General features: G+C 71.6%; 25 protein-coding genes and 2 pseudogenes. 11 read left to right on the top strand and 16 right to left on the bottom strand.

What is annotated here, in order from left to right:
• Window positions 1-38: 38 nt before the first annotated feature.
• On the bottom strand, window positions 39-1,238 hold the full coding sequence (locus tag OG738_RS01085) for a DUF2786 domain-containing protein (protein ID WP_329050437.1): 1,200 nt from the start codon (window positions 1,236-1,238) through the stop codon (window positions 39-41).
• Between the two features lie 56 nt (window positions 1,239-1,294).
• Here OG738_RS01085 and OG738_RS01080 point away from each other — a divergent pair, with 56 nt between their 5' ends.
• Complete coding sequence (locus OG738_RS01080) at window positions 1,295-1,621, top strand: DoxX family protein (protein ID WP_329050436.1); 327 nt, start codon at window positions 1,295-1,297, stop codon at window positions 1,619-1,621.
• Here the strand turns inward: OG738_RS01080 and OG738_RS01075 are convergent.
• Together OG738_RS01075 and OG738_RS01070 are read right to left on the bottom strand one after the other, a co-directional pair.
• Window positions 1,618-2,106: a MarR family winged helix-turn-helix transcriptional regulator gene (locus OG738_RS01075; protein WP_329050434.1), complete on the bottom strand. Its 489-nt coding sequence runs from the start codon at window positions 2,104-2,106 to the stop codon at window positions 1,618-1,620. The genes OG738_RS01080 and OG738_RS01075 overlap by 4 nt on opposite strands.
• 8 nt (window positions 2,107-2,114) lie before the next feature.
• Window positions 2,115-3,446 carry a PucR family transcriptional regulator gene (locus OG738_RS01070; RefSeq protein ID WP_329050432.1) on the bottom strand — a complete coding sequence of 444 codons (1,332 nt, stop codon included), beginning with the start codon at window positions 3,444-3,446 and terminating at the stop codon, window positions 2,115-2,117.
• Between the two features lie 124 nt (window positions 3,447-3,570).
• Here OG738_RS01070 and OG738_RS01065 point away from each other — a divergent pair, with 124 nt between their 5' ends.
• Genes OG738_RS01065 through pucD form a run of 4 tightly spaced genes read left to right on the top strand, consistent with a single transcriptional unit; the run spans window position 3,571 to window position 8,499 of the window.
• Window positions 3,571-4,434, top strand: a complete 864-nt coding sequence (locus OG738_RS01065; RefSeq protein ID WP_329050430.1) for an FAD binding domain-containing protein — start codon at window positions 3,571-3,573, stop codon at window positions 4,432-4,434.
• A complete protein-coding gene (locus OG738_RS01060) occupies window positions 4,425-4,907 on the top strand; it encodes a (2Fe-2S)-binding protein (protein WP_329050428.1) in 483 nt (160 codons plus the stop codon). Before OG738_RS01065 ends, OG738_RS01060 begins: the two co-directional genes overlap by 10 nt.
• On the top strand, window positions 4,904-6,244 hold the full coding sequence (locus tag OG738_RS01055) for an 8-oxoguanine deaminase (RefSeq protein ID WP_329050427.1): 1,341 nt from the start codon (window positions 4,904-4,906) through the stop codon (window positions 6,242-6,244). Before OG738_RS01060 ends, OG738_RS01055 begins: the two co-directional genes overlap by 4 nt.
• The gene (gene pucD, locus OG738_RS01050; protein ID WP_329050426.1) at window positions 6,241-8,499 is read left to right on the top strand and encodes a xanthine dehydrogenase subunit D; all 2,259 of its coding nucleotides are present in this window, start codon (window positions 6,241-6,243) and stop codon (window positions 8,497-8,499) included. Before OG738_RS01055 ends, pucD begins: the two co-directional genes overlap by 4 nt.
• Here the strand turns inward: pucD and OG738_RS01045 are convergent.
• From OG738_RS01045 to OG738_RS01020, 6 genes are all read right to left on the bottom strand, one after another.
• A complete protein-coding gene (locus OG738_RS01045; RefSeq protein WP_329050424.1) occupies window positions 8,486-10,072 on the bottom strand; it encodes a glycoside hydrolase family 27 protein in 1,587 nt (528 codons plus the stop codon). The genes pucD and OG738_RS01045 overlap by 14 nt on opposite strands.
• A 128-nt stretch (window positions 10,073-10,200) precedes the next feature.
• Window positions 10,201-10,785 carry a TetR/AcrR family transcriptional regulator gene (locus tag OG738_RS01040; RefSeq protein WP_442875856.1) on the bottom strand — a complete coding sequence of 195 codons (585 nt, stop codon included), beginning with the start codon at window positions 10,783-10,785 and terminating at the stop codon, window positions 10,201-10,203.
• Between the two features lie 167 nt (window positions 10,786-10,952).
• Window positions 10,953-11,834, bottom strand: coding sequence for a factor-independent urate hydroxylase (pucL, locus tag OG738_RS01035; protein WP_329050422.1), 882 nt, complete (start codon window positions 11,832-11,834; stop codon window positions 10,953-10,955).
• Between the two features lie 3 nt (window positions 11,835-11,837).
• Window positions 11,838-12,155 carry a hydroxyisourate hydrolase gene (gene uraH, locus OG738_RS01030; RefSeq protein WP_329050420.1) on the bottom strand — a complete coding sequence of 106 codons (318 nt, stop codon included), beginning with the start codon at window positions 12,153-12,155 and terminating at the stop codon, window positions 11,838-11,840.
• Window positions 12,152-12,616: a 2-oxo-4-hydroxy-4-carboxy-5-ureidoimidazoline decarboxylase gene (gene uraD, locus OG738_RS01025; protein WP_329050419.1), complete on the bottom strand. Its 465-nt coding sequence runs from the start codon at window positions 12,614-12,616 to the stop codon at window positions 12,152-12,154. The genes uraH and uraD overlap by 4 nt, the downstream gene beginning before the upstream one ends.
• Before the next feature lie 78 nt (window positions 12,617-12,694).
• Window positions 12,695-13,171: a helix-turn-helix domain-containing protein gene (locus OG738_RS01020; RefSeq protein WP_329050417.1), complete on the bottom strand. Its 477-nt coding sequence runs from the start codon at window positions 13,169-13,171 to the stop codon at window positions 12,695-12,697.
• Window positions 13,172-13,402: 231 nt separating this feature from the next.
• Between OG738_RS01020 and allB the strand changes: the two genes are divergently transcribed.
• Window positions 13,403-14,731, top strand: coding sequence for an allantoinase AllB (allB, locus tag OG738_RS01015; RefSeq protein WP_329050416.1), 1,329 nt, complete (start codon window positions 13,403-13,405; stop codon window positions 14,729-14,731).
• 1 nt (window position 14,732) lies between these two features.
• The gene (alc, locus tag OG738_RS01010; protein ID WP_329050414.1) at window positions 14,733-15,749 is read left to right on the top strand and encodes an allantoicase; all 1,017 of its coding nucleotides are present in this window, start codon (window positions 14,733-14,735) and stop codon (window positions 15,747-15,749) included.
• On the opposite strand, the gene OG738_RS01005 is transcribed toward alc, so the two are convergent.
• The 4 genes from OG738_RS01005 to OG738_RS00990 form a co-directional block, all read right to left on the bottom strand.
• Window positions 15,746-15,922 (bottom strand): hypothetical protein, encoded by a 177-nt coding sequence (locus OG738_RS01005; protein ID WP_329050413.1) that lies wholly within the window; start codon window positions 15,920-15,922, stop codon window positions 15,746-15,748. The two genes, alc and OG738_RS01005, sit on opposite strands and share 4 nt — an antisense overlap.
• Window positions 15,923-16,259: 337 nt before the next feature.
• Window positions 16,260-17,009, bottom strand: coding sequence for an MBL fold metallo-hydrolase (locus OG738_RS01000; protein WP_329050412.1), 750 nt, complete (start codon window positions 17,007-17,009; stop codon window positions 16,260-16,262).
• A gap of 35 nt (window positions 17,010-17,044) precedes the next feature.
• On the bottom strand, window positions 17,045-17,521 hold the full coding sequence (locus OG738_RS00995; protein ID WP_329050410.1) for a CoA-binding protein: 477 nt from the start codon (window positions 17,519-17,521) through the stop codon (window positions 17,045-17,047).
• A complete protein-coding gene (locus tag OG738_RS00990; protein ID WP_329050408.1) occupies window positions 17,518-18,804 on the bottom strand; it encodes an O-acetylhomoserine aminocarboxypropyltransferase/cysteine synthase family protein in 1,287 nt (428 codons plus the stop codon). Before OG738_RS00990 ends, OG738_RS00995 begins: the two co-directional genes overlap by 4 nt.
• Before the next feature lie 293 nt (window positions 18,805-19,097).
• Here OG738_RS00990 and OG738_RS00985 point away from each other — a divergent pair, with 293 nt between their 5' ends.
• The 4 genes from OG738_RS00985 to OG738_RS00970 all read left to right on the top strand — a co-directional run bounded on the left by OG738_RS00985 (window position 19,098) and on the right by OG738_RS00970 (window position 22,516).
• Window positions 19,098-19,610, top strand: a complete 513-nt coding sequence (locus OG738_RS00985; protein WP_329050407.1) for a DUF3887 domain-containing protein — start codon at window positions 19,098-19,100, stop codon at window positions 19,608-19,610.
• A gap of 40 nt (window positions 19,611-19,650) precedes the next feature.
• Complete coding sequence (locus tag OG738_RS00980) at window positions 19,651-20,949, top strand: serine hydrolase (protein ID WP_329050405.1); 1,299 nt, start codon at window positions 19,651-19,653, stop codon at window positions 20,947-20,949.
• Complete coding sequence (locus tag OG738_RS00975) at window positions 20,946-21,383, top strand: VOC family protein (protein WP_329050404.1); 438 nt, start codon at window positions 20,946-20,948, stop codon at window positions 21,381-21,383. Before OG738_RS00980 ends, OG738_RS00975 begins: the two co-directional genes overlap by 4 nt.
• A 275-nt stretch (window positions 21,384-21,658) precedes the next feature.
• Window positions 21,659-22,516 carry a sigma-70 family RNA polymerase sigma factor gene (locus OG738_RS00970; protein ID WP_329050402.1) on the top strand — a complete coding sequence of 286 codons (858 nt, stop codon included), beginning with the start codon at window positions 21,659-21,661 and terminating at the stop codon, window positions 22,514-22,516.
• Between the two features lie 6 nt (window positions 22,517-22,522).
• On the opposite strand, the pseudogene OG738_RS00965 reads toward OG738_RS00970, so the two are convergent.
• From OG738_RS00965 to OG738_RS00955, 3 genes and pseudogenes are all read right to left on the bottom strand, one after another.
• Window positions 22,523-22,963 (bottom strand): annotated as a pseudogene (locus tag OG738_RS00965) ((2Fe-2S)-binding protein); the annotation flags it as partial.
• Window positions 22,964-23,386: 423 nt separating this feature from the next.
• A pseudogene (locus OG738_RS00960) lies at window positions 23,387-23,563 on the bottom strand (Fe-S oxidoreductase); the annotation flags it as partial.
• 24 nt (window positions 23,564-23,587) lie between these two features.
• Window positions 23,588-24,436 carry a putative RNA methyltransferase gene (locus OG738_RS00955; RefSeq protein WP_329050401.1) on the bottom strand — a complete coding sequence of 283 codons (849 nt, stop codon included), beginning with the start codon at window positions 24,434-24,436 and terminating at the stop codon, window positions 23,588-23,590.
• Between the last annotated feature and the right edge of the window lie 37 nt (window positions 24,437-24,473).

The following is a 24,473-nucleotide window of genomic DNA, read 5'->3' as shown; positions in this document are numbered from 1 at the left end:
TCGTGAGTGGGAAACAGGGCTAGAACACTGTTTCTCACTCACGAGCGGGTGTCGCCGAGCCGGGCGCGGTCGGCGGCCTCGCGGCCCGCGTCCCAGCCCTCGTGGCTGCGCACGGTCACCGATTTGCCCACCACCTGCGGGAAGAGTGTGGTGAAGGCCGCGTTCACCCTCAGCTCGTGCGACGCCAGCACCGGCAGCAGCCGGTCCGGGTCGGGCGTGGCCTTGAGCGTCGCCGCGGCGGCCCGTTCGAGACGCTCGCCGATCCGGGTGGCGTAAGCGACGAGGAACGACTTCCGGAACGCCCGGTCCCGGCCGGCGGGGTCGGCGATCATCGCCCGCGTCGCCTGGACGAGCAGGGACGTCGTCAGCAGCGCGACGGCGTCCAGGTCGTCCTCGTCGCCGACCACGGTGACGAAGTCCCAGCGCGCGTCGAAGACGGCGCGACAGCGGTTGGCCTTCGCGACCACGTGGACCAGCAGCGACTTGGCGTCGACGTACGGGGTGTCGAGCCAGATCCGGCGGGACGCGGGCACGTCGGGCCGGGACTCGCCGGCCTCGACCAGCACGCGGTCGAAGGCGTACCGGGTCATGAGTTCCTGCGCCTTCGCCGTAAGGGCTTCGGCCTCCTCCGGGAACGAACTCGACTCGGCCTTGGCCAGCAGCGCGCGGACCCGGCTCAGCTTCTTTTCGTCGACGGCGTGGTGCGCCGAACGGTCCGGTGTCGCCGTCCCCGGCGGGGTCAGGACGGGCAAGGTCATCAGGAAGCCGAGGGCTTCGATGACGGAGGTCAGCGCCTCGGCCGGGGTCAGGATGTGCTTCGCCGCCCACTGCGCCAGGTGCGGCTCGGACGCCGTCCACCACCGGACGGCGCCCACCTCGTCGAGCCGGTCCCGCCAGGATGGGGCATCGAGCTGCTCGGCGTACGCGACGAGTGCGTCGAGTACGAAGGACCGGGCGAACTCGTCGACCCGCCGCCGGGCCGCCTGGCCGAGGTCTTCGGGCAGCCAGCCGCTCCGGCAGGCCCGGGAGATCAGGAAGTGCCCGGCCCGGCGGGCACCTTCGGCCGCCTCGGCCGGCAGCTCGACATCCGGCGCCAGCTGATCAGCATGGTGCCCGGCCGCGCCGCGGACTCCCTTCGCGGTCTCGGAGGCAGCGGCCAGCAGCGCGTCGCCGAACTCTTCGGCGGTCCGAGGCCGCTGGGTCCCTTCGGCCGGGACGCGTCGCTTCTGCTTGCCCACGGGGCGAGTGTGCCGCAGGCCGGTCACCTTCCCGGCGCCCGGCCCGTCGGGAGGGCATGCACACCGCCCTCGTCGTCACCGTGATCGTCCTGAACGCCGGAATCGGCGCCGCCGACCTGGTCAAGGCCCCGTTCGTGCTGGCCACCTCGAACGCCGTCGACGTCCCGCCGAGCTGGTTGCCCGTGCTGGGCACGCTCAAGCTCGCCGGCGCGGCAGGCTTGCTCGCCGGCCTGCTGGGCTTCGCACCGCTGGGCGTGGCCGCCGCGATCGGTCTCGTCCTCTTCTACGTCGGCGCGATCGTCGCGCACCTGAAAGCCCGCAAGTTCGCCACCGGAGCCGCTCCGCTGCTGTTCCTCGGGCTGGTCGCGGCGACGCTGCTCTAACGCAACCGCGGGAGGGCGTCCCGGGCGAAGTGGCTGAGCCTCCGCAGGTCCTCGGCGAACCGCTCGCGGTGGTCCGGCGGCAACGGCCGCAAGAAGAACTGCTCGATGTTCTCGACGTGCAGCCGGCTCGCCCGGACCGTCGTCTCCTCACCCAGTGACGTCAGCCGCACCAGCTGCACCCGGCGGTCGCGCGCCGACGCCGTCCGCGTCACCAGGCCGAGTGATTCCATCCGGTCGACCAGCCGGGTCGCGCCGCCGGTCGTGAGCACCTGCTCCTGGGCGATCGAGCGCATCGTCAGCCCGTCCGCGCCCGCGCGGCCCACGATCAGCAGCACTTCGTACATCAGGTGCGTGATCCCGCATTCGCGTTCCAGCGCCCGCCCGAGCAGGTACTCCAGCCGGTTCGCCGCGCCCTGCAGCCGCCCGAAGGCCAGCACGCGCGGGTCGTACCCCGCCTGCCGGGCCGTCGTGATCTCCGGGTCCACGCCGTCCATCATCCCGCTTGATCGCCGGCGCGCAGTGCGAGGTAGACGTCGAGCTGGTCGGTGAACTCCGTCAGGTCCGCGCCGAGCAGCTCGCCCGCCCGGCCGATGCGGTAGCGCAGCGTGTTGACGTGGACGTGCAGGGCCTTCGCCGCCCGCGTCGGCGACCCCGAGCACTCCAGGAACACCCGGACCGTGTGCACCAGGTCCGTGTGCTGCTCGGCGTCGTAGTCCAGCAGCGGCCCGAGGACGCGCCGCCGCACCGCCGCGCGCAGCCCGTCGGGGGCCCCGGCCAGCAGCAGCTGGTGCACGTCCACCTCGGCCGCCGGGACGACCACGACGCGTCCCGGCCGCCGGGCCGCCACGGCCAGCGCGTACCCCGCGACCTCGCGTGCCTCCCCGCGTGACGCGGGATCGCTGACACCGCAGAGGATCCGCCGCGCTCGAAGCAAAGGTTCCACAGTGGACAGCTCAACCGCGGAAGGCCGGCCCGCGGTCGCCGCGTACGAAGTGTCCCCAGTGGACTCGAGCAGAAGTCCGTCCGGCAGCAGCTCCCGAAGGACGTCCCGGCTTTCGTCGCTGCCTTCGGTCCGCAACGCGACCACGCGCGCCGAGTCGGGCAACTCGACGTCAGGCGACGACGAACGAGCCCGCGTGACCCCCACGAGCCCGGCCAGCTCCTCGGCCAGCTCGGCCTGCGCGGTGCTCAACGACCCGCCGACGGCGACCAGCCACGGCACCGCGTGCCGTCCCTCGACCGGGACCACCGTCAGCGACCCGGATTCCTTCGCCGCGTACCGCCGGATGACGTCCGGCGCCGGTACCGGCAGCGCGGCGGCCCCGGCGACCACCCGGCCGAGGCCGGACAGCACCCAGCAGGGCAGGCCGAGCTCCGCCGACGCGCTCGCCAGCAGCGTCTCGACGGGCGCGTCCGCGGCGGCCTGCAAACGTTTGCGCGCACTCTCGGACGCGGCCGCGAGCGCGAGCACCACCTGCTCGGTGATCACCGAGAACGACAGGTCCGCCGGCACCTCCAGCAGCGGGATCCGGTGCCGCTCGCAGGCCTCGACGACCTCGTCCGGGATCCCGCCGGAGTCGGCGCCGGACGCGGCCAGCGCGGCCGCACCCGCCCTGGCCAGCGCGGCCACGAACGGCTCGGCGTCGCCCGGGCGCCGCCACCAGAGCAGGCCGGACAGCACCAGCTCGCCCGCCGACAGGTACCGTCCGGGGTCAGGCAGCTCCGTGACGTAGATGCGCGTCACGGGCCGGTCGAGCAGGTCGGCCCCGGCCAGCGGGCGCAGCCGCAGCCCCGGCAGGCCGAGCAGAGTTTTCACCGTCGTCATGAGGCTTGTAGGAAAGCACAAAGCCCCCGGGTTTCGCTCGGGTGCGTTTCATGCGTCGTGCCGTTGCCGCCCGGACCGGGTTCGGCGTCTACTGGTCTATCGCCCTCACGAAGGAGCAACGACGGTGGAGTTCCTGCGTCCCGCGACGCTCGCCGAGGCCCTCGCCCTCAAGGCCGAGCGGCCGGACGCCGTGCCGATCGCCGGCGGCACCGACGTCATGGTCGAGCTGAACTTCGACCACCGGCGCCCCGAAGCGCTGCTCGACCTGACCACGGTCCCCGAACTGGCCGAATGGTCCACATCGGACGGCACGATCCGGCTCGGGGCCGGCGTCCCGTACTCCCGCGTCATCGCCGAAGTGGGTGAATCCGTCCCGGCGCTCGCCATGGCGTCCCGGACGGTCGGGTCGCCCCAGATCCGCAACCGCGGCACCGTCGGCGGCAACCTCGGCGCGGCCTCGCCCGCCGGGGACACCCACCCGGTGCTGCTCGCCCTGGACGCGCGGATCGAGGCGGCCTCCGTCCGGGGGACCCGGATCCTCCGCGCGGAGGAGTTCTACGTCGGCGTGAAACGGCACGCGCTCGACCCGGACGAGCTGATCACCGCCGTCCACCTGCCCGCGCACGCCGGGCCGCAGCAGTTCGCCAAGGTCGGGACGCGCAACGCCATGGTCATCGCGGTCTGCTCGTTCGCGCTTTCCCTGCGGCAAGGCCGGGTCGGCGCCGCGATCGGGTCCGCCGCACCGACCCCGCGCCGGGCTCGCGCGGCCGAAGACTTCCTCGCGGCCGAACTGCCGTGGGGCTCGACGGAGGCGTTGCCGGACTCCCTGAAGCGCCGCTTCGGCGAGCTGGTGGCCGAAGCGACGTCGCCGATCGACGACGTCCGGGGCAGCGCCGCGTATCGAAAGCACGCGCTGAGGGTACTCGCGCGGCGTACGTTGACGTGGGCCTGGGACGACCACCGGACGGGGGAGCGCGCATGCGCCTGAATGTCAGGATCAACGGCGAGCAACGGCAGGCGGACGACGTCTGGGAGGGCGAAAGCCTGCTGTACGTGCTGCGTGAACGGCTCGGCCTGCCGGGCTCGAAGAACGCCTGTGAGCAGGGCGAATGCGGCTCGTGCACGGTCTACCTCGACGAAGTCCCGGTGTGCGCCTGCCTGGTCGCGGCCGGGCAGGCCGAGGGCCGCGTCGTCCGCACGGTCGAGGGCCTGGCCGACGGCGACACGCTCGACCCCGTCCAGCAGTCCTTTGTGGACCAGGGCGCGGTCCAGTGCGGCTTCTGCACGCCGGGCCTGGTCGTCGCCGCGCACGACCTGCTGAACCGCGTCCCGGATCCGTCCGACGAGGAGATCCGCGAGGCTCTGGCCGGCAATCTGTGCCGCTGCACGGGCTACGAGAAGATCCTCGACGCGGTGCGCGCGGCGGCAAAGGGTCCGGTCGGAAAGGATGCTGTCGCGTGAGGACGCTCATCAGCGGCGGCGCGATCGCCACGGTCACCGGCGAGGAGTACGCGAGCGGGCACGTCGTCGTCGAGAACGACCGGATCGCCGAAGTCGGCGAAGGCATCTACACGGGCGAGTTCGACGAGCGCGTCGACGCGTCGGGCTGCCTGGTCACGCCCGGCCTGGTCAACACCCACCACCACCTCTACCAGTGGGCGACCCGCGGGCTGGCCGCCGACCACACGCTCTTCCAGTGGCTGGTCGCGCTCTACCCGGTCTGGGGCCGCCTCGACGCCGAGATCACGCACGCCGCCGCCACCGCCGGGATGGCACGGCTGGCGCTGACCGGCTGCACGACCGTCGCCGACCACCACTACGTCTTCCCGCGCGACGGCGGCGACCAGGTCGCCGCGCTGGCCGCGGCCCGCCTGCGGATCGGCGTCCGGCTGCACGTCGTGCGCGGGTCGATGGACCGCGGCGAGTCCGACGGCGGCCTGCCGCCGGACAACCTCGTCGAGTCGACCGAGGACGCGCTGACCGGCACCGAAGCCGCGATCGACCGCTTCCACGACGCCGCGCCGGAAGCGCACCTGCAGATCGCCGCGGGCCCGTGCTCGCCGTTCTCGGTCACCGAGCGGCTGATGTCCGGCGCGGCCGAGCTGGCGCGGCGCAAGGGCGTCCGCCTGCACACCCACCTCGCCGAGACCCTCGACGAGGAGAAGCAGTGCCTCGCCGAGGTCGGCTGCACACCCGCCGAGTACGCCGACAAGCTCGGCTGGCTCGCCGACGACGTCTGGCTCGCGCACACCATCCACCTCGCGCCCGAGGCGATCCGCCGCTTCGGCGCGACCGGCACGGGTTCGGCGCACTGCCCGACGTCCAACGGCCGCATCGGCGCGGGCATCGCGCCGATCCGCGACCTGCTCGACGCCGGAGTCCCGGTCGGCCTCGGCGCCGACGGGGCCGCGTCCAACGAGTCCGGCGGCCTCGGCGAGGAACTGCACCAGGCGTTGCTGCAGGCTCGCCAGCGCGGCGGCCCGCGCGGGCTGACCACGCGGGAAGCGCTGTGGATGGGCACGATGGGCGGCGCCCGCTGCCTGGGCCGCGCGGACGACCTGGGGTCGATCGAACCCGGGAAGCTCGCCGACCTCGCGGTCTGGGACCTGACCGGGCTGAACCACGCCGGGATCACCGACCCGGTCGCGGCGCTGGTGCTGGGCACCACCCCGCCGGTGCGCCGGCTGTTCGTCGGCGGCAAGGCCGTCGTCGAGGACGCCACGCTGCGCGAAGCCGACGAGTCCGAAATCGCCCGGGACCTGTCGGCCGCGAGCGCCAGGCTGCGGGAGGACCGATGACCACCACTTCCGTCACCACGCAGACGGTCAACGGCGTCGGCACGTCGCCGCGTCGTCCGGACGGGACGGTGAAGGTCCGCGGTGAGTTCGCGTACTCCTCGGACCTGTGGCACGAGGACATGGTGTGGGGCGTGACCCTGCGCAGCCCGCACCCGTACGCGCGGATCACGGCGATCGACATCACTGACGCCCTCACGGTGCCCGGCGTCTACGCGGTGCTGACGCACGAGGACGTTCCCGGTGTCAACCGCTACGGCCTCGAGCACTCCGACCAGCCGGTGCTCGCGTCCGAAGTCGTGCGCTACCAGGGCGAACCGGTCGCGCTGGTCGCCGCCGACCACCCGGAAACCGCGCGCCGCGCGATGAAGCGGATCGTCGTCTCCTACGAAGAGCTTTCCCCGGTGACGGACTCCGAAGCCGCCGTCGCGGGCGAAGGGCCTTCGCTGCACGACGGCGGCAACGTCGTCCGGCACGTGAAGATCCGCCGCGGTCCTCAGGACCTGCGCGCCGACGTCGTGGTCTCGGGCGTCTACGAGGTCGGCATGCAGGACCAGGCGTTCCTCGGGCCGGAGTCCGGGCTCGCCGTGCCGGACACCGAAGGCGGCGTCGACCTGTACGTCGCGACGCAGTGGCTGCACGTCGACCAGCAGCAGATCGTCGCCGCGCTGGGGCTGCCGGTCGAGAAGGTGCGACTGACGCTCGGCGGCGTCGGCGGCGCGTTCGGCGGCCGTGAGGACCTGTCGATGCAGGTGCACGCGTGCCTCCTGGCGCTGCACACCGGCAAGCCGGTGAAGATGGTCTACAACCGCGAAGAGTCCTTCTACGGTCACGTCCACCGCCACCCGGCGAAGATGTACTACGAGCACGGCGCCACCCACGACGGGCGGCTCGTGTACGTGCGTACGCGCCTGTACCTCGACGGCGGTGCGTACGCGTCCTCGACGGGCGCAGTCGTCGCGAACGCCGCGACGCTCGGCGTCGGCCCGTACGAAGTGGACAGTGTGTCGGTCGACTGCTGGGGCACCTACACGAACAACCCGCCGTGCGGCGCGATGCGCGGCTTCGGCGCGGTGCAGGCGGCGTTCGGCTACGAGTCGCAGATGGACAAGCTCGCTCTCGCCTGCGGACTCGATCCCGTCGAGATCCGCGTCCGCAACGCACTGAGCGAGGGCGACCTCATGCCGACCGGCCAGGTCGTCGACTCGGCCGCCCCCGTCGCGGAGCTGCTGGAGCTGGTGCGGGCCAAGCCGATGCCGCCCGAGCGGCCCTTCGACCTGCGGCACATGCCGGGCGGGGTGTCGAACACGACGCACGGCGAAGGCGTCGTCCGCGGGGTCGGGTACGCCGTCGGGATCAAGAACGTCTGCTTCTCCGAAGGCTTCGACGACTACTCGACGGCCCGGGTGCGCCTGCAGCTCGTCGGCGGCGAACCGGCCGCGACCGTGCACACCGCGGCCTGCGAGGTCGGCCAGGGCCTCGTCACGATCATGCAGCAGATCGTCCGGACCGAGCTGGGCGTCGACCAGGTCACGGTCCTGCCGATGGACACCTCGATCGGCAACGGCGGCTCGACGTCGGCGTCACGCCAGACCTACGTCACCGGCGGTGCGGTGCAGGCCGCCTGCGTGGCGGTGCGGGCGCGGCTGCTGTCCCGGTTCGACCAGCGGGTGCGCGTGGTCGGCGGCAAGCTCGTCGCGGCGGACGGCCAGGTGCTCGCCGACCTGGTGGACGTCCTCGGCGACGACGTCCACGACGAAACCGTGGAATGGCGGCACCGGCCGACTTCTGCGCTGGACCCGGAAACCGGGCAGGGCACCGCGCACGTGCAGTACGCCTTCGCCGCGCACCGGGCGGTCGTCGACGTCGACACCGAACTGGGCTTGGTGAAGGTGGTCGCGCTGGACTGCGCCCAGGACGTCGGCAAGGCGCTGAACCCCCAGGCCGTGCTCGGCCAGATCCAGGGCGGTTCGGCGCAGGGACTCGGGCTCGCGGTGATGGAGGAGATCCAGACCTCCGGCGGGAAGATCCGGAACCCCTCCTTCACCGACTACCTGATCCCGACGGTCCTGGACATGCCGCCGATGAGCATCGACGTCCTGGAGCGCCCGGACCCGCACGCGCCGTACGGCCTGCGCGGGGTGGGCGAGCCGCCGACGATCTCGTCGACCCCGGCGATCGTGGCGGCGATCCGCGCCGCGACCGGGCTCGCGCTCACGCGCGTCCCGGTGCGGCCGGAGCACCTCACGGGGACTTGAGCTGCCAGTTCTGGTTGGCGTCGTCGTTGCAGCCCCAGAGTTCCAGCTGGACGCCGTTGACGTTGCCGGCGGGCTTGTCGCCGCCGGTGACGTCGACGCACAGGCCGGTCTGGGTGCCGGTGATCGAGCCGTCCGGGTTCAGCTTGAACTTCTGGTTCGCGCCGCCGTGGCACGTCCACACGATCAGCTTCGTCCCCGCGGCCGTACCGCCGTCGTAGGCGTCCAGGCAGAGGCCGCCGGCCTTCAGCTCCCCGGCGCTGGTGAAGGTCCAGCTCTGGTTTGAGCCGCCGTCGCAGTCCCAGATGTCGACCTTCGTGCCGGGCGTGGTGACGTTGCCGTTGATGTCGATGCAGCGTGACGACGACGCGCCCTGCAGCGGCTGGGCGGTGCCGATGCTGCTGCCGCTCGCATTGGCTTTCACCCGGTAGATGACGGTGCTGTGCGACGGCACGTTGGCGCTGATCGTCCCGGTGCTGGTCGTCAGCTCCTTCGACCACAGGTTGGTCAGCCGGTAGTTCGACGCGCTGGGCAGCCCGGCCGCGGCGGCCGTCGTGGAGATGGTCTTCGTGGTGCCGTTTTCGTTCAACAGCACGACGGCGACGTCGCCGCCCTGGAGTGGCTTCGCGAGGACGTCGAGCCCGCCGCCGGTCGCGATGCGCGTCGCCTGCTTGCCGAGCGGGTCCTGGTCGACGGCGATGACGTCCGAGTTGAGGTACGTCGAGAAGGTGGCGACGCTGGCGCTGCGCAGGTCGGCGCCGGCGATCAGGGGCGCGGCCATCGCCGCCCAGAGCGTGAAGTGCGCGCGGTCTTCCTGGAAGTCCATGCCGTCGCCGACTTCGAGCATGTCCGGGTCGTTCCACGCGCCGGGCTTCGCGGCGGACGCGAGACCGACGTTCTGGTGGTAGATCGAGTCGATGCTGCCCCAGTTGTTGGTGATGTCGCCGGTGGTGCGCCACAGGTTGCCGACGTCCGGCGCCCACGTCGACGGGCTGAAGTTCCCCCATTCGCAGATGCTGTAGGCGATCGGGCGGCCGGTGGCCTTGAGCGCGTCGCGCATCGCGGAGTAGCGGCGGACGTAGTCCTGCTGGGTTTCGCCGCTCGGGCTGCCGCAGTTGTCGTACTTGAGGTAGTCGACGCCCCAGCTCGCGAAGCTGTTCGCGTCGGTCTGCTCGTGCCCGAGGCTGCCGGGGTAGTGCTGGCAGGTTTCGCTGCCGGCGCTCTCGTAGATCCCGAACTTCATCCCGCGTGCGTGGATGTAGTCGCCGAGCGCCTTGAGGCCGCTGGGGAACTTCGCGGAGTCGGCGACGAGGTGGCCGGCGGCGTCACGGCTGTGCGTCATCCAGCAGTCGTCGAGGTTGACGTAGGTGTAGCCGCGGTCGCGCATCCCGGAGCTGACCATGAGGTCGGTGGTCTGCTTGACGAGCGTCTCGTTGATGTTGCACTCGAAGGTGTTCCAGGTGTTCCAGCCCATCGGCGGCGTCCGGGCGAGCCCGTTTTCGAGGGCGTCGGCGGGCGGGCTGCTCAGGGCGGCGGCCGCGAGGGCGGTGGCAAGGACGGCGAAGACTCGGCGCATGGCGGCTCCCAACCGGACGGCGGTGTGAGGCAGGAGGACTAGACCACTGGTGGACCAGCACTGCGCAGCATCCGTGTCGGATGCTGCGCGGTCAAGCGCCATTTTGAGTATTCGTGTTGGATTACCGACTAAAGTTGTGCGTTCTCGTTGAGAAGTCGACGGGCAACGTCCACGGTCGCTGCCCCCGCGACGGCCATGGCCTCGGTGTCCCGCAGCGACCGGCAGAGGACGAAGGCGCCTTCGAGGTTGTTGACGGCGGTGATGGTGAGCGTCCGCGCGGCTTCCCGGGTCAGCCCGAACTCGCCGAACTTCTCGGTCCCGGCGTCGATCCACGCGGTGAAGACGTCGGCGGTGGCCTGCCGCAGCGGCTCGTTGGTCGCGGCGACCTCCAGGGCGACGGTCGCGATCGGGCACCCTTCGACGTAGTCGGTGGCTTCGAGCGTCGCGATCCCGGCGGCGAAGAAGGCCTCGATCCCGCTGACGAGATCGGGCGCGGGCGCGATGAAGAGGTCGAAGAGCTGGATGTAGGCGAGCCCGGAGGAGCGGATGACCTCTTGGCCGAGCTGCTCCTTGCCACCGGGGAAGAAGTGGTAGAGCGACCCGAAGGGAGCATTCGCCTCGGTGACGATCTGCTTGAGCCCGGTACCGCTGTAGCCGTTGCGCCGAAACAGTTCCGCGCCGGCGGCCATGATGCGTTCCTTGGTCCCTGCCACGGATCCGAGGATACTCGCTCACTAGAGCGTTCTACCGATTCCGGCTTGTCCACACCCCGGCGGCGATGTGGACAAGCCGGCGCCGACCACGGCTTTTCGCGGGTTTCGTCGGCCACCCCCGATACACTGGATGCGGGGCCGTCCCCCCGGAGAGGGCGGGGGCTGCGTTAGTGGATGTCCCAGGCCGGACCGGCGTCCTCGGCGTCGTCGCGCACGATGGTGCCCTCGATCAGCCCATACGGCCGGTCCGCCGCGTAGAACACCTCGTTGTCGTTCTTCAACCCGAACGGGCTCAGGTCCACCAGGAAGTGGTGCTTGTTCGGCAGCGACAGCCGGACCTCTGCCACCTCCGACCGCGCCTCCAGCACGGCCGAACCCATCGCGTAGAGCGTCTGCTGCAGCGAAAGGCTGTGCTTGGTCGCGAACGTCTCCAGCATCAGCCGCCGGATCTCGCGGTGGCTCTCCGCCCAGTCGATGCCCTCGCCCTGGTAGCGCCACTTCGCCGTCACGGCCGTCGCGAGGATGCGGTCGTCGGTCTCGGCGAGGGTCGTGTACTGGTCGCGCGGGAAGCCGTGGAACTCCGAACCCGTCGACTTGAGCAGGGTCAGACCGTCGATGCCGGAGACGACCCACGCGCGCCCGTCCCGGACCGTCACCGCGGTGGTGCGCCGCTCGTCGCCGGAGCGGCTGAACGCGTGGTCGTGCGGCTCGCCGCCGACCGCGATGCGGTCCCAGCCGTGCTCGTCGATCTTGATCCGCGCGCCGGTGATGTTCTCCTGCGTGCCGACGAAGTGGCGGGCCAGGCGCAGCGCGAAGTCCTCGATCTCGCCGACCGGCGCCTCCTTCGCGAAGGCGTACACGGTGTTCTTCTGCGTGTCCGTCGCGAGCACGCCGGCGTTGTCGCCGGTGAGGTGCGTCGCGGCGAGTTCGCCGCGCAGCGACGTCGACACGGTGAGGTCCTTGAGGTGGTGCACGGGGCCGTCGCGGCGCACCGTCACCAGGCGGACCTCCGCCTTGCCGTACTGGTTGGGGCCCAGGGTGATGGCCACGGTTCAGCTCCCTCGGTAGGTCGAATAGGCGAACGGGCTGAGCAGGAGCGGCACGTGGTGGTGCGACGTGCCGTCGGCGATCCGGAAGGTGAGGGCCACCTCCGGGAAGAAGGCGTCCGGGCCCAGGTAGGCGCCGGTGTCGAAGACGAGCCGGTAGGCGCCGGGGTCCAGGGTCTCGGGGCCGAGGTCGCGGATGCGGCCGTCGTCGTCGGTGCGCCCGTCGGCGATCGGCTTCCCCTCGGCGGTCTCGAACCGGACGGCGATGCCCTTGGCGGGGCGTCCGGTCGCCGTGTCGAGGACGTGGGTGGTCACGAGGCTCACGCGGTCACCGCTTTCGCGAGTCGGAGTTCGGCGATCTTCAGGAGTTCCCGGCCGGCGACGGCCAGCTCGGTCGCGGCGTCGTTGTCGAGCCTGGCCTGCAGGATCTTCAGCAGCTCTTCGCCGCTGCGGCCGCTGGCGCAGACGAGGTACACGTGTCCGAACTTGGCCTCGTACTCGGCGTTCGCCGCGACGAACGCGTCGGCGTTGTCCACACCGGACTGTTCGGAACGGGCCCAGCCGTCCGCCGGCTGTTCGCCGATCCGGGGGTGCGCGGCCATGGCCTGCCGGATCTCGTCGCTGCTCAACGGACGCTCGGCGGCGGCGATCAGCGCCTCCCGGCTTTCGTAGGGCCGGTGCTCGAGAATCGCGTCCACCCAGCGGGGGACGGCGAGGCAGGCGGTCAGCGCCGGACGCACGTCATCGGCGTCGGCGACGTTGAAGTCGGTGAGGGTGAGCGGCACGGGGACTCCTCGTGAGTGGCGTCCCGCTGACCGTACGTTGGCGCCGGAGCTCCGTCAACATTTTGTTGAACGCGCTGGTCAGTCCGCTTCCCGGTTGAGGTAGTTGTAGACGGTGAACCGCGTGACGCCCAGCGCGTCGGCCACCGAGGAGACGGATTTCCGCAGGCCGAAGGCCCCGCGTTCGCGCAGCAGCCGGACCGCGCGCTGCTTGCCGGGCCGGTCGAGCTCGCCCAGCTTGGCGCCGAGTTCCCGCTCGACGTCGGCGATCAGCCGGGCGAGCGCGTCGTTCAGCTCGACGACGGGGGCGCTCCGGTCGTCGTCGGCGCGGCGCAGCTGCAGCGTGACGCGGGTGGCGCCGCCGTCCAGCGCGGCCTTCGCGATCGCCGGAAGCGCGGCGTACAGCTCCTTCGCCTCGCCTCGGGCGAGCGTCCCGAGCGGTCCGAAGTCGGTCTCCAGTCCGGCTTCCGCGGCGGCGTCGCGCGCGGCGACGGCGTGCTCGGGCGGCGAACCCTCGCCGTGGAAAGGTTCGCTGGTGAACTCCGCTTCAAGCCGCACGAGGATGACCGTACTGCGTCGACTGTTGCCGTTCGACCGGCAGCCACGGCGGAACGAGTGCCGGCGAGCGGGTGGACTTGGGACCGTCTCCGCCTGCTTTCGGCCGGATTGGCAACGCGCCGCGTCCGTCGTTGACGAGCGGCGCGCGCCGTGGTTACTGTCGTTGTGCGAAACCGTCTTTCCGTTCTGTGGAATCGACGGTGGTCAATCCTCCCGGAGAAGGGTTTTCGGATGGATCTTGTGGTGCGCGCAGCCCGGGCCGTGACGGCCGACGGCGAGGTTCCGGCGACCGTCGGCGTCGACGGCGGCCGGATCGTCGCGGTCGAACCCGGCGGCGCTTCGCTGTCCGGCGACCGCGTGCTCGACCTCGGCGACGACGTCGTGCTGCTGCCCGGACTCGTCGACACGCACGTCCACGTCAACGATCCCGGCCGCGCGGAGTGGGAGGGCTTCGAGACGGCGACGCGAGCGGCCGCTGCCGGCGGGGTGACCACGATCGTGGACATGCCGCTCAACAGCCTGCCCCCGACCGTCGACGTCGCGGCCCTGGAGATCAAGCGCCAGGCGGCGACCGGCCGGGTGCACGTCGACGTCGGTTTCTGGGGCGGCGCGATCCCGGGCAACGTCGCGGATCTGCGCGGCCTGCACGACGCGGGCGTGTTCGGCTTCAAGTGCTTCCTGCTCCACTCGGGCGTCGACGAGTTCCCGCCGCTCGACCCGGCCGGCCTCGACGAAGCGTTGCGGGAGCTGAGTTCCTTCGACGCGCTGATGATCGTCCACGCCGAAGACGCCCACGAGATCGACGAAGCGCCAGAGCCGCACGGCGGTCGCTATGTCGACTTCCTGCGGTCCCGGCCGCGGCTCGCGGAGAACCTCGCGATCTCGCACGTGATCGACGCGGCCCGCCGGAACGACGCGCGGGCGCACATCCTGCACCTGTCGTCCGCGGAGGCCCTGCCGCTGGTCGCGGCGGCGCGCCGTGACGGCGTGGCGCTGACGGCCGAGACGTGCCCGCATTACCTCAGCTTCATCGCCGAGGAGATCCGCGACGGCGCGACGCAGTTCAAGTGCTGCCCCCCGATCCGGGAGGCGGCCAACCGCGAGCTGCTCTGGCAGGGGCTCGCCGACGGCTTGATCGACACGATCGTCAGCGACCATTCGCCGTGCACGCCGGAGCTGAAACGCTTCGACAGCGGCGATTTCGGGCTCGCGTGGGGCGGGATCTCGAGCCTGCAGCTGGGGCTGCCGGCGATCTGGACGCAGGCGCGCCAACGCGGCTTCGCGCTCACCGACGTCGTCCGCTGGATGGCGGAGCGCCCGGCCGCGCAGGCCGGGATGCGCCGCAAGGGCCACCTCGCGGCCGGCTACGACGCCGACTTCTGCGTGTTCGCGCCGGACGAGGCGTTCGTGGTCGACGTCGCGAAGCTGAAGCACCGCAACCCGGTCAGCGCCTACGACCGGCGGCCGCTCGCCGGCGTCGTGCGCTCGACCTGGTTGCGGGGCACCGAAATCACCGGCGACGAGCCACACGGTGAGTTGCTGACCCGGGGGGACTGCTGAAATGGAGGCTGTGTTGTCGTCTGATCGTCCTGAGTGGACAGAACTGCCCGACCTCGCGTCACGCCGCTTCGGCGGGACGGTGATGTGGGCAACCGACGAGCTGTTCGCCGAGAAGGAGAACCTGGTCAACCCGTGGGCGCCGGCGCACCGCGCCGAGACGTTCGGCCCGAAGGGCCAGGTCTACGACGGCTGGGAGACCCGCCGTCACCGCGAACCGGGCGACGACCAGGCCGTGGTGCGGCTCGGCCTGGCCGGCACGGTCACCGGCGTCGTCGTCGACACCGCGTTCTTCAAGGGCAACTACCCGCCGTTCGTCTCGGTGGAGGCGGCGTCGGTGCCGGGCTACCCGTCGGCGGCCGAGGTGACCGAAGCGGACTGGGACGTCCTGGTCGACCGCGCCCCGGCGGCCGGGCACACGGAGAACTTCTACGCGGTCAACGGTTCCCGCCGGTACACGCACGTGCGGCTGACGCAGCACCCGGACGGCGGCGTCGCCCGGCTCCGGGTCCACGGCGCCCCGATCCCGGACCCCGACCTGCTCGACCTCGACGCGCTCGACCTGGCGGCCCTGGAGAACGGCGCCCTGGTCACCGGGTGCAGCAACAAGTTCTATTCGTCGCCGAACAACGTGCTTTCGCCGGGTCTGGCCGCGCATCAGGCCGAGGGCTGGGAGACGGCTCGCCGCCGCGACGACGGCAACGACTGGCTGACGCTGCGCCTGGCGGGCGCGGGCATCGTCCGGTTCGCCGAGCTGGACACGAGCAACCTCAAGGGCAACGCCCCCGGCTGGGCGTCGATCAGCGGCCGCGACACGTACGGGGAGTGGGTCGACCTGCTGCCGAAGACTCGCCTGCAGCCGGACACCCGCCACCGGTTCGCGCTGAAGGACGGCCCGGAGGTCACCGAAGCCCGCCTGGACATCTATCCGGACGGTGGATTGGCCCGGCTTCGCCTGTTCGGCCGGCTGACCGAAGCGGGCCGGACGAACCTGAAGGCCCGCTACGCCAAGACGCGCTAGCTGTTCGCGCCGGGGCGGTTGAGGTAGGCGGAGGCCAGCGACAGGACGCATGCGCACCCGACGATCGCGCTCACCCACCACGGCAGGCCCGTCACGATGCTCCAGACGAAGCACGCCGCCGCCAGGAGGGCGACCAGGAGGTTGCGGAACTGCAGCGGGGTCGGTTTGGCCATGTCGCCAGCCTCTCACGGACGCTCGGTGGTGCGCCGCGCGCCCGGGAGCGACAGGGGCTGGGCTACGGCAGTCAGTCCGGACGGCCCCGCGGTCTCGAGGCAATCAGCCGTCTGCCCGCCGGTGGGCAGACGGCTGTAGGCGTCGAGGGCGGAGTCAGCCGTCTGTCTGGATCCGATCGGGATGCCCCGCGGCGCTCATGGTCGGCGTTGGCCCTGCGCACTCGCGGTTGGCGTCGGCCCTCCGCGGTCGTGGTCGGCATCGGACCGTCGCGCGCTTGCGGTGGAGTCGGCCGTCCGCCTGGTTGCGGTGGAATCGGCCTTCCGTGCACTTCCGGCGTCAGACCTCCGCGTGCTCCCCGGGTTCCAGGAGGACCAGCCGGTCGGCCAGGCCGGCCGCCTCGAACTCCTTGCGGAGCGCGTCCGGGCCTTCGCTGAAGTGCTGCCAGCCGCGGAAGTGCAGCGGGACGACCTTCGCCGCGTCGAGTACCTTCGCCGCTTCGACGGCGTTCGCACTGGTCAACGTCAGGGGAGCGCCGTCGAAGAAGACGGTCCGAGCAGCGCCGGCGAAGAGCACCGCGATGTCGACGCGGAACCGTGCGGCGATCTCCCGCACCAGGTCGACCGAGGCGTTGTCGCCGCTCACGTACACCGTCGGCAGGCCGTCGCCGGTCAGCACGAACCCCGTCACGTCCCCGGTGAACCGCTCAGCGCCCGCCGGTCCGTGCAATGCCGGGACGGCGGTGACGGTCAATGGTCCTATTCGCGTTTCCTCCCAGGGCGCCAAGCCTTTGGCGGTCCCGCCGAGCCTCGCGGCACCGACGGGCGTGATCAGCGTGAGCGGCACCGTGGCGAGGTACGCGCGGCCGCGGTCGTCGAGGTTGTCGGGGTGCTGGTCGTGGGAGAGCAGGACGGCGTCCACCACGCCGACCGCGTCCTCGGTCAGCACCGAGTCCTCGGTCTTGACCAGCACGCGCTCGCCGACCGGGTGGTCACCGGGTGGGTCGAAGGTCGGGTCGGTGAGCAGCCGGACGCCGCCCAGTTCCAGGAGTGCGGTCGGGCCGCCGGACAACGTGATCCCCAGGGTCATAGTCGGGCCAACAGCGGGAACGGTCGTTCTCTTCCCTAGGGCGCCGACTGCCGCCGTGAGCTGATCACGCCGGTGTTGAACCCGGCCAGGTGCAGCCCGCCCGCGAAACGCGCGTGCTCGATCTTCACGCACCGGTTCATCACGACGTCCAGCCCGGCGTCCCGCGCCCGCTCGGCCACGGGCTCGTGCCACAACCCGAGCTGCAGCCACAGCGTCCGCGCGCCGGCGTCGATCACCTCTTCGGCCACCTGGGGCAGGTCGTCGTGCTTGCGGAACACGCTGACCAGGTCCGGTTCCCCGGGTATGTCCTTGAGTGAGGCGTACACCGGCTTCCCGAACAACGTCTCCAGTCGCGGGTTGACGAAGTTGACCTCGTAGCGCGTCGACGAGAGCAGGTACGTCGCGACGAAGTAGCTGGGCCGCGCCGGGTTGGCGGACGCGCCCACCAAGGTCACCGACTTCGTCCGGCCGAGGATCGCCCGCCGCTCGACCGCTCCGACCGCGGGCATCATCCGGCCACCGCCTTCCCCAGCGCCTGGTCGAGGTCCCAGAGGATGTCGTCGACGTCCTCCAGGCCGACCGACAGCCGGATCAGGTCGGGCCCGACGCCCGCGGCCGCGAGCTGGTCCTCCGACAGCTGCGCGTGCGTGGTCGACGCCGGGTGGATCACGAGCGTCCGCGCGTCGCCGACGTTCGCCAGGTGCGACAGCAGCTCCACCGATTCGACGAACTTCTCGCCCGCCGCGCGGCCGCCGTCGATGCCGAACGAGAACACCGCGCCCGGCCCCGCCGGCAGGTACTTCTTCGCCAGCTCGTGGTGCGGGTGGGAGGGCAGCCCGGCGTACGAGACCCACGCCACCCGCGAGTCCGCTTGGAGATACTCGGCGACCGCTCGGGCGTTGGCCACGTGCGCGTCCATCCGCTGCGGCAGTGTCTCGACCCCTTGCAGCAGCAGGAAAGCCGAGTGAGGTGAGAGGACCGCACCGATGTCCCGCAGCTGCTCGGCGCGCAGCCGCGTGCAGAACGCGTACTCGCCGAAGTTCTCCCAGTACCTGAGGCCGCCGTAGCTGTCCACGGTCTCGGTCATCCGCGGGAACTTCCCGTTGCCCCAGTCGAACTTGCCGGACTCGACGACGATCCCGCCGAGCGTCGTCCCGTGGCCGCCGAGGAACTTCGTCGCGGAGTGCACCACGATGTCGGCGCCGTGCTCGATCGGGCGGCACAGGTACGGCGTCGCCAGCGTCGCGTCCACCACCAGCGGGATGTCGTGGGAGTGCGCGAGATCCGCCAGCGCCGCGAGGTCGGCGATGCCGCCGCCGGGGTTGCCGATCACCTCGGTGTAGAGCAGCCGGGTCCGATCGGTGATCGCGGCCGCGTAGTCGTCGATGCCGCCGCTGACGAACGTCGTCTCCACGCCGAACCGCCGGAGCGTGCCGGTGAGCTGGGTGACCGTGCCGCCGTAGAGGCCGCTCGCCGACACGATGTGGTCGCCCGCCTCGGTGAGCGCGCTGAAGGTGAGGAACTCCGCGGCCTGCCCGCTCGCGGTGGCGACGCCGCCGATGGCGCCTTCGAGGCTGGCGATCCGCTCCTCGAACGCGGCCACGGTCGGGTTCCCGATCCGGCTGTAGATGTTGCCGTACTTCTGCAGCGCGAAGAGGTTCGCCGCGTCGGCGGCGTCCTCGAAGACGAAGCTCGTGGTCTGGTAGATCGGCACGGCCCGCGCGCCGGTCGCCAGATCGGGGGTGCCGCCCGCGTGCAGTGCGCGGGTGCGGAAGCCCCAGGTGCGTTCACTCATCGGTTCTCACCGTAACCGTCCTCCCCTCCGGGTGGCCACGCCTTCCAAGTGGTGGGCGAGGCCATTTCGTGCTGCCGAGCGTAGCACGATTTCAAATTCCGTGCGCTACACTCGAAAGCATGAAATGTGCTGCGTGTGGCAAGCCGCTGCCACCTCGGCGAGGAGCGGGCCGGAATCGCCAGTACTGCGACGCCACCTGCCGAAGCGCCGCCCGCCGCCAGCGGGCGCACGTAAAGAACGACTTGACAACTCGGCCGCGTCAATCCACTCTTGACACCGTGCAAGGAAAGCCCTTGGCCGCCGTCGGCGAGGCGCTGCGGAAGGTCCGTGACGCCGAAGCGACACTGCGGGACGCCGTGGACGCGGCCAGGGCGGCCGGGCACACCTGGCAGGAGCTCGGCGACCTGCTGGGCACCAGCCGGCAGGCCGCCTTCCAGCGGTTCGGCCGGCCGGTCGACCCGGCGACGGGCGCGTCGATGACGGAGTTGAGGCCGCCCGACGTGATCCACCGCGCCGAGGGGCTCGTGGCGGAGCTCGTCGACTGCCAGTGGCACCAGGTACGCCGGGACTTCGACGACCGCATGCGCGAAGCCGTCGGGGAAGACGAGCTGCGGCTCGCCTGGGCCCAGGTGGCCGGGTCGGTCGGCCGGTACGAGCGGATGGGGGAGCCGTATGCGCGGTCCACGGGCGAGTACACGGTCGTCCACATGCCGCTGGCTTTCGAGGCCGGTGACCGGACCGTGCTGGTGACCTACCGCGAAGACGGCCAGGTGGCCGGGTTGTGGATCCGGCCGCCCGAAGAGTAGCCGGTGACCAAGGGGGAACGATGGCAGCACAGGGGGAAAGATGAAGACAGCGATAGCGGGCGTGCTGGCGGTCCTGGCGCCGCTGGTGGCTCCGGCCGCCCAGGCCGCCGAAGTGCCCACGGCGGCGAACCAGCTCGAATGGGTCGTCGACGCGACCGGGCGCGTCCCGGTGTCCGACGCCGAGGTGCGCGAGCACGTCGCCCAAGTCCTGCTGACCGCCGTCGGCGGCCCGGCGGGCGTCAACGGCGGCCTGGCCAAGCTCGGTCCGAGCGAGGTCGAACGGATCGTCACCGAGGCGCCGGATCACGTCGAGGCCGCGGTTCACGGGGCCGCCGACGACTACCTGCTCGATCTCCACGTCGACCAGGCCGGGCTGATCGACGGGCTCAAGACGAGCCCGGACGACCCGGTCCCGGCATCCTGGCCGGAAGTCGACACGCAGCTCGCGGAGCTCGGCGCCCGCGTGTCGTTCGGCGCGTCGGAGATCCTCCCGGACGGGCGCTGCCGGGACGTGCACGGCGTCCGCGACGACGTGCAACGGCCGCTGGGCTCGGCCTTCAAGCTCTACGTCCTGGGTGCGCTCGGCAAGGCGGTCGCCGAGCACAAGGCGTCCTGGACCGAGCAGCTGGCGATCCGCGACGACTGGAAGAGCCTACCGTCCGGCGTGCTGCAGAACGAACCGGCCGGCACGCAGCTCCCGCTCTCCGCGTACGCCGACAAGATGATCTCGATCAGCGACAACACCGCGACCGACCACCTGATCCGCCGACTGGGCCGGGAGGCCGTGCAGCGGCAGCTGATCGCCTTCGGGAACCAGCGGCCGTCGGCGAACATCCCGTTCCTGACCACGAAAGCGATGTTCGAGCTCAAGGCCACGCAGTACCCGGCTCGCGCCGATGCCTACCTGGCGTTGCCGCGCTGGGCGCGTCCGGCGGCGGTCGCCGGACTGGAACGGCTCCAGCTCACCGGTCTCCAAGGCTGGCAGGCACCCGAGAAGATCGACGACATCGAGTGGTTCGGTTCGCCGGACGACATCTGCCGGGCGTTTTCCGGACTGCAGAAGGAAAACCAGCCGGAGATCGGGCACGCGCTGTCGCTGAACGACGGCAGCCTGGGGCTCGATCGGGCGAAGTTCCCGGACGTCTGGTTCAAGGGTGGCAGCGAACCCGGCGTGCTGACCTTGAACTACCTGGCGCGCACCGCGGACGGCCGGTCATTCGTCACCAGCGTCATGGTTTCGGACCCGGCCGCGCCGCTGGACGAAAACCACGTCGCGGCACGGGGGATCGCCGTCGCGAAGGGCGCGGTGGCGCTTCTCGCGGCTACGCTTCGTCCGTGACGGTGCGCTGGAGCCTGACGATCGACTGCGCGGAACCTCGCGAGCTCGCGAGGTTCTGGGCAGTGGCCCTCGGCTACATCGAGCGCCCGCCACCAGCGGGGTTCGCGAGCTGGGAAGCGTGGTTCGAGCAGCAGGGCGTGCCCGAGGCGGAGTGGGACGGCGGCGCGTTCCTGAGCGATCCCGAGGGCGTCCTGCCGAGCATGAGCTTCCTGAAGGTTCCCGAGGCGAAGGTCGTGAAGAACCGTCTCCACCTGGACGTCCAGGCCGGCGGGGGTCGCGAGGTGCCGTGGGAGACGCGCTGGGAGCGGGTCGTCGAGGCGGTCGCCCGGCTCACGGCGGCCGGGGCGACCGTGCTACGTGAAGACCGGTTGGACGGGCGTCCCGACCACTTGGTGATGGCGGATCCCGAAGGCAACGAGTTCTGCGTGCTCTGAGCGGTCGGCGGCACCGGTGCCGTCCTGGCGACCCGCAAGTTCCGGAACGTCGCCGCCGGCCGCCGGAAGGTCGCGCTGGTGGTGGACGACCGGCGCGGCGGACGAACCCGTGGAACGGACGGGCTTGGTCGGGCTAGGGCTGCGGGCGACCTTGCCGGTACGAGCCGAGGAGGGCGGTTCACCGCCGGGAATGACCCGGATCACTCGCGTTCCGGTCACATCGGCCGCCGCCGCGGGGTCTACTGCTACGGAGCCGGCGGGAGGAACAGGACACTGTGGACACGCTGACCGAGCGGTTCGAGCAGGAGCAGCCGCGGTTGCGCGCGGTCGCCTACCGGATGCTCGGTTCGGCGAGCGAAGCCGACGACGCCCTCCAGGAGGCCTGGCTGCGGTTCGACCGCACCGAGCTCGGCGAGGTCGAGAACGTCGGCGCGTGGCTGACGACCGTCGTCGCACGGGTGTGCCTGTCGATGCTGCGGACCCGTCGCAACCACCGCGAGGAGTCGCTGGACGGCCGGCCCGAGCAGGGTACGGACCGCCGGGACCCCGAGCAGGAGGCGGAACTGGCCGACACGGTCGGGCTGGCGCTGCTGGTGGTGCTCGACGCGCTCGCGCCGGCCGAGCGGGTCGCGTTCGTGCTGCACGACATGTTCGCCGTGCCGTTCGACGAGATCGCGCCGATGATCGACAAGACCCCGGCCGCGGCGCGGCAGCTCGCGAGCCGGGCCCGGCGGCGGGTCAAGGGCGGCTCGACGACGGACGCGGACTTGCCGAGACGACGCAAGGTCGTCGAGGCGTTCCTGGCGGCGTCCCGTGGTGGCGACTTCGACGCGCTGCTCGCCCTGCTCGACCCGGACGTCGTGCTGCACGCGGACCGGTTCGTCGGCCCGAGCCCGGCGCCGGTGGTGCTACGCGGTGTCGAGAACGTGCGCAAGGGCGCGGTGCTGGCCGCCGAACGGGCCCGCGCCAGCGAGCTGGTCCTCGTCGACGGCTCGCCCGGGCTGCTGTGGATCCAGGACGGCCGGCTGTCGGTCGTCCTGGCGTTCCAGGTGGACGGCGACCGGATCAGCGGCATCGAGGTCATCGCCGACCCCGACCGGCTGCGGGGGCTGGAGCTGACCGTCCTCGACTGACGCGGGTCAGCCCAGAGCGGCGCGCAGGCGTGCTTCGCGCTCGGCCGGCGTCTGGCGCGGGCAGCTGACGCACTTCGGGTTGCCGACCTCGTAGATCAGGCAGCACGAGGCTCGGCGCACGGCAGGCGTCCGGCCGACGCGCACGAAACGGGGCTTCGGCAGGTCCAGGCCGATCGCGGCCACCAGCGGTTCGGCCAGGGCCATCGCGCGCTCCGGGTCGGGCGTCCACAGCAGCCGGTTGCCGATCGAGTCGGTGGCGATGGCGCCGAGCGCGCGGGCACGCGCCCCGGTGACAGCGGCGATCGTGGCGATGGCGGCCCCGAGCGCCTGGCCGAACGCGGCGCCCAGCTCGGGCAGCCCGCCCGAGAGCAGACGGGTGGACCGGGCGCCGAGGACCCGCCCGTCGGCGAGGAGGTCGATCTCCATGGCGTCGAGCGACGGGTCGGCCAACGCCAGCCGAGGCGAATGGTCGGCTGGCGCGGGTCCGGGGGAGTGATCGGCAGGGGTGGATTGGACGGTGCGACTTGCGGGTCCGGGGGAGTGGTCGGTGGGGGTGGGTTGGGCGGTGCGATTGGTTGGTGCGGGTCCGGGGGAATGGTCGGTGGGGCCGCCGGGTCGGGCAGAGCGATTAGTTGGTGCGGATTGGTCGGAGTGATCGACTGGCACGGGTCCGGGGGAGTGGTCGGCGGGGCCGCCGGGTCGGGCGGAGCGACTAGCTGGTGCGGGTTGGTCGGAGTGATCGACTGGTGCAGGTTCGGGGGACCGGTCGGCGGGGGAGGGTTGGGGCGAGTGGCCAACGGCCGGTCGGCCTGTCGACCGGAAGCCGTCCGACTCCGCGGTCGACGGTGCTGCCCACGCCACGTCGGCCGCCGCGGCCAGGGTCTCCACCGCCGGGGCCACCAGCACCGATGAGAGCGAGTACCACCAGATCGTGCCGAGCACCTCCGGCCGGGCGCAGCCGTAGAGCTTGGCCGCGCCGCCGATGCGGGCGCGTACCCACTCCGGGTCCGCGAGCAGGGTCGCGGGCGCGGTCCAGTCGGGCTTCACGGCACCCAGCCTTCCAGACCGTCTTCACAGCCGCCGGTAGGTGGAGACCGTGAACGAGACCGTCACCGGCTGAGCCTCCGTCAGCGCGTCCAGGCGCGCACGGCGATCGCCTCGATCCAGGTGGAACGCCGTCGGGCCCATCTCCACCGCCTGGCGGATCTGCCCGGGCGTCAGCTCCACCGTCCGGCGGACCTCCGTCCGGCCCGTGCGGGCGAAGTACTCGCCGAGGGTGCCGTCCAGGCGCTCCTCCTTGCGGTCGTCGACCGACAGCACCAGGTCGCCCAGCTCACCGAGGTGGTCCGGGGCCGGGGACGCCACCGTCAGCAGGCCGCCCGGCCGCAGCACCCGGTGGAACTCCGGCCCGTTGCGCGGCGCGAAGACGTTCAGCACCACCGATGCCACCTCGTCGGCCACCGGCCACGGCTCCCACAGGTTCCACACCGCCGCCCCCAAGCGTGGGTGGGCGCGGGCCGCGCGTCGCAAGGCCACCGCGGAGACGTCCAGCGCGAGGCCGAAAGCCGCCGACGCGTCCAGGACCCGGGCCAGGTAGTAGCCCGTGCCGGCGCCCGCGTCGATCACGAGGCCGTCGGCGTCCGCGCACACGCGGGCCAGTTCGTCCGCCAGCGGCCGGTACGCGCCGGACGCCAGGAAGTCCGCTCGGGCCGCGACCATCGGCGCCGTGTCCGCCGTCCCGGCCGGGATTCGCGCGTGCAACAGGTTCACGTAACCCTGGCGGGCTAGATCGAACGAGTGGCCCGTTGCGCAACACAGCGTGCGATCGACCGCCTGCAGTGGCTCGGCGCACACCGAACAGCGCAACGCTTCCACGACCCGGGGTGGCAGTGGGTCATTTCCGTGGTCGCTCGCGGTCATGGGGATATTCGACCACGACGTAACGCAACCGGACACT

The sequence above is a fragment of the Amycolatopsis sp. NBC_01488 genome, assembly GCF_036227105.1.
GTDB lineage: Bacteria > Actinomycetota > Actinomycetes > Mycobacteriales > Pseudonocardiaceae > Amycolatopsis.
This window is presented reverse-complemented; position numbering and strand designations above follow the sequence as displayed.

Bases quoted from the DNA above. Each gene is read 5' to 3' on its own strand.
- OG738_RS01080 (WP_329050436.1), top strand. From the start codon at position 1,295: ATGCACACCGCCCTCGTCGTCACCGTGATCGTCCTGAACGCCGGAATC.
- OG738_RS01070 (WP_329050432.1), bottom strand. From the start codon at position 3,446: ATGACGACGGTGAAAACTCTGCTCGGCCTGCCGGGGCTGCGGCTGCGC.
- OG738_RS01060 (WP_329050428.1), top strand. From the start codon at position 4,425: ATGCGCCTGAATGTCAGGATCAACGGCGAGCAACGGCAGGCGGACGAC.
- pucD (WP_329050426.1), top strand. From the start codon at position 6,241: ATGACCACCACTTCCGTCACCACGCAGACGGTCAACGGCGTCGGCACG.
- OG738_RS01045 (WP_329050424.1), bottom strand. From the start codon at position 10,072: ATGCGCCGAGTCTTCGCCGTCCTTGCCACCGCCCTCGCGGCCGCCGCC.
- allB (WP_329050416.1), top strand. From the start codon at position 13,403: ATGGATCTTGTGGTGCGCGCAGCCCGGGCCGTGACGGCCGACGGCGAG.
- alc (WP_329050414.1), top strand. From the start codon at position 14,733: ATGGAGGCTGTGTTGTCGTCTGATCGTCCTGAGTGGACAGAACTGCCC.
- OG738_RS01005 (WP_329050413.1), bottom strand. From the start codon at position 15,922: ATGGCCAAACCGACCCCGCTGCAGTTCCGCAACCTCCTGGTCGCCCTC.
- OG738_RS01000 (WP_329050412.1), bottom strand. From the start codon at position 17,009: ATGACCCTGGGGATCACGTTGTCCGGCGGCCCGACCGCACTCCTGGAA.
- OG738_RS00995 (WP_329050410.1), bottom strand. From the start codon at position 17,521: ATGATGCCCGCGGTCGGAGCGGTCGAGCGGCGGGCGATCCTCGGCCGG.
- OG738_RS00990 (WP_329050408.1), bottom strand. From the start codon at position 18,804: ATGAGTGAACGCACCTGGGGCTTCCGCACCCGCGCACTGCACGCGGGC.
- OG738_RS00980 (WP_329050405.1), top strand. From the start codon at position 19,651: ATGAAGACAGCGATAGCGGGCGTGCTGGCGGTCCTGGCGCCGCTGGTG.
- OG738_RS00955 (WP_329050401.1), bottom strand. From the start codon at position 24,436: ATGACCGCGAGCGACCACGGAAATGACCCACTGCCACCCCGGGTCGTG.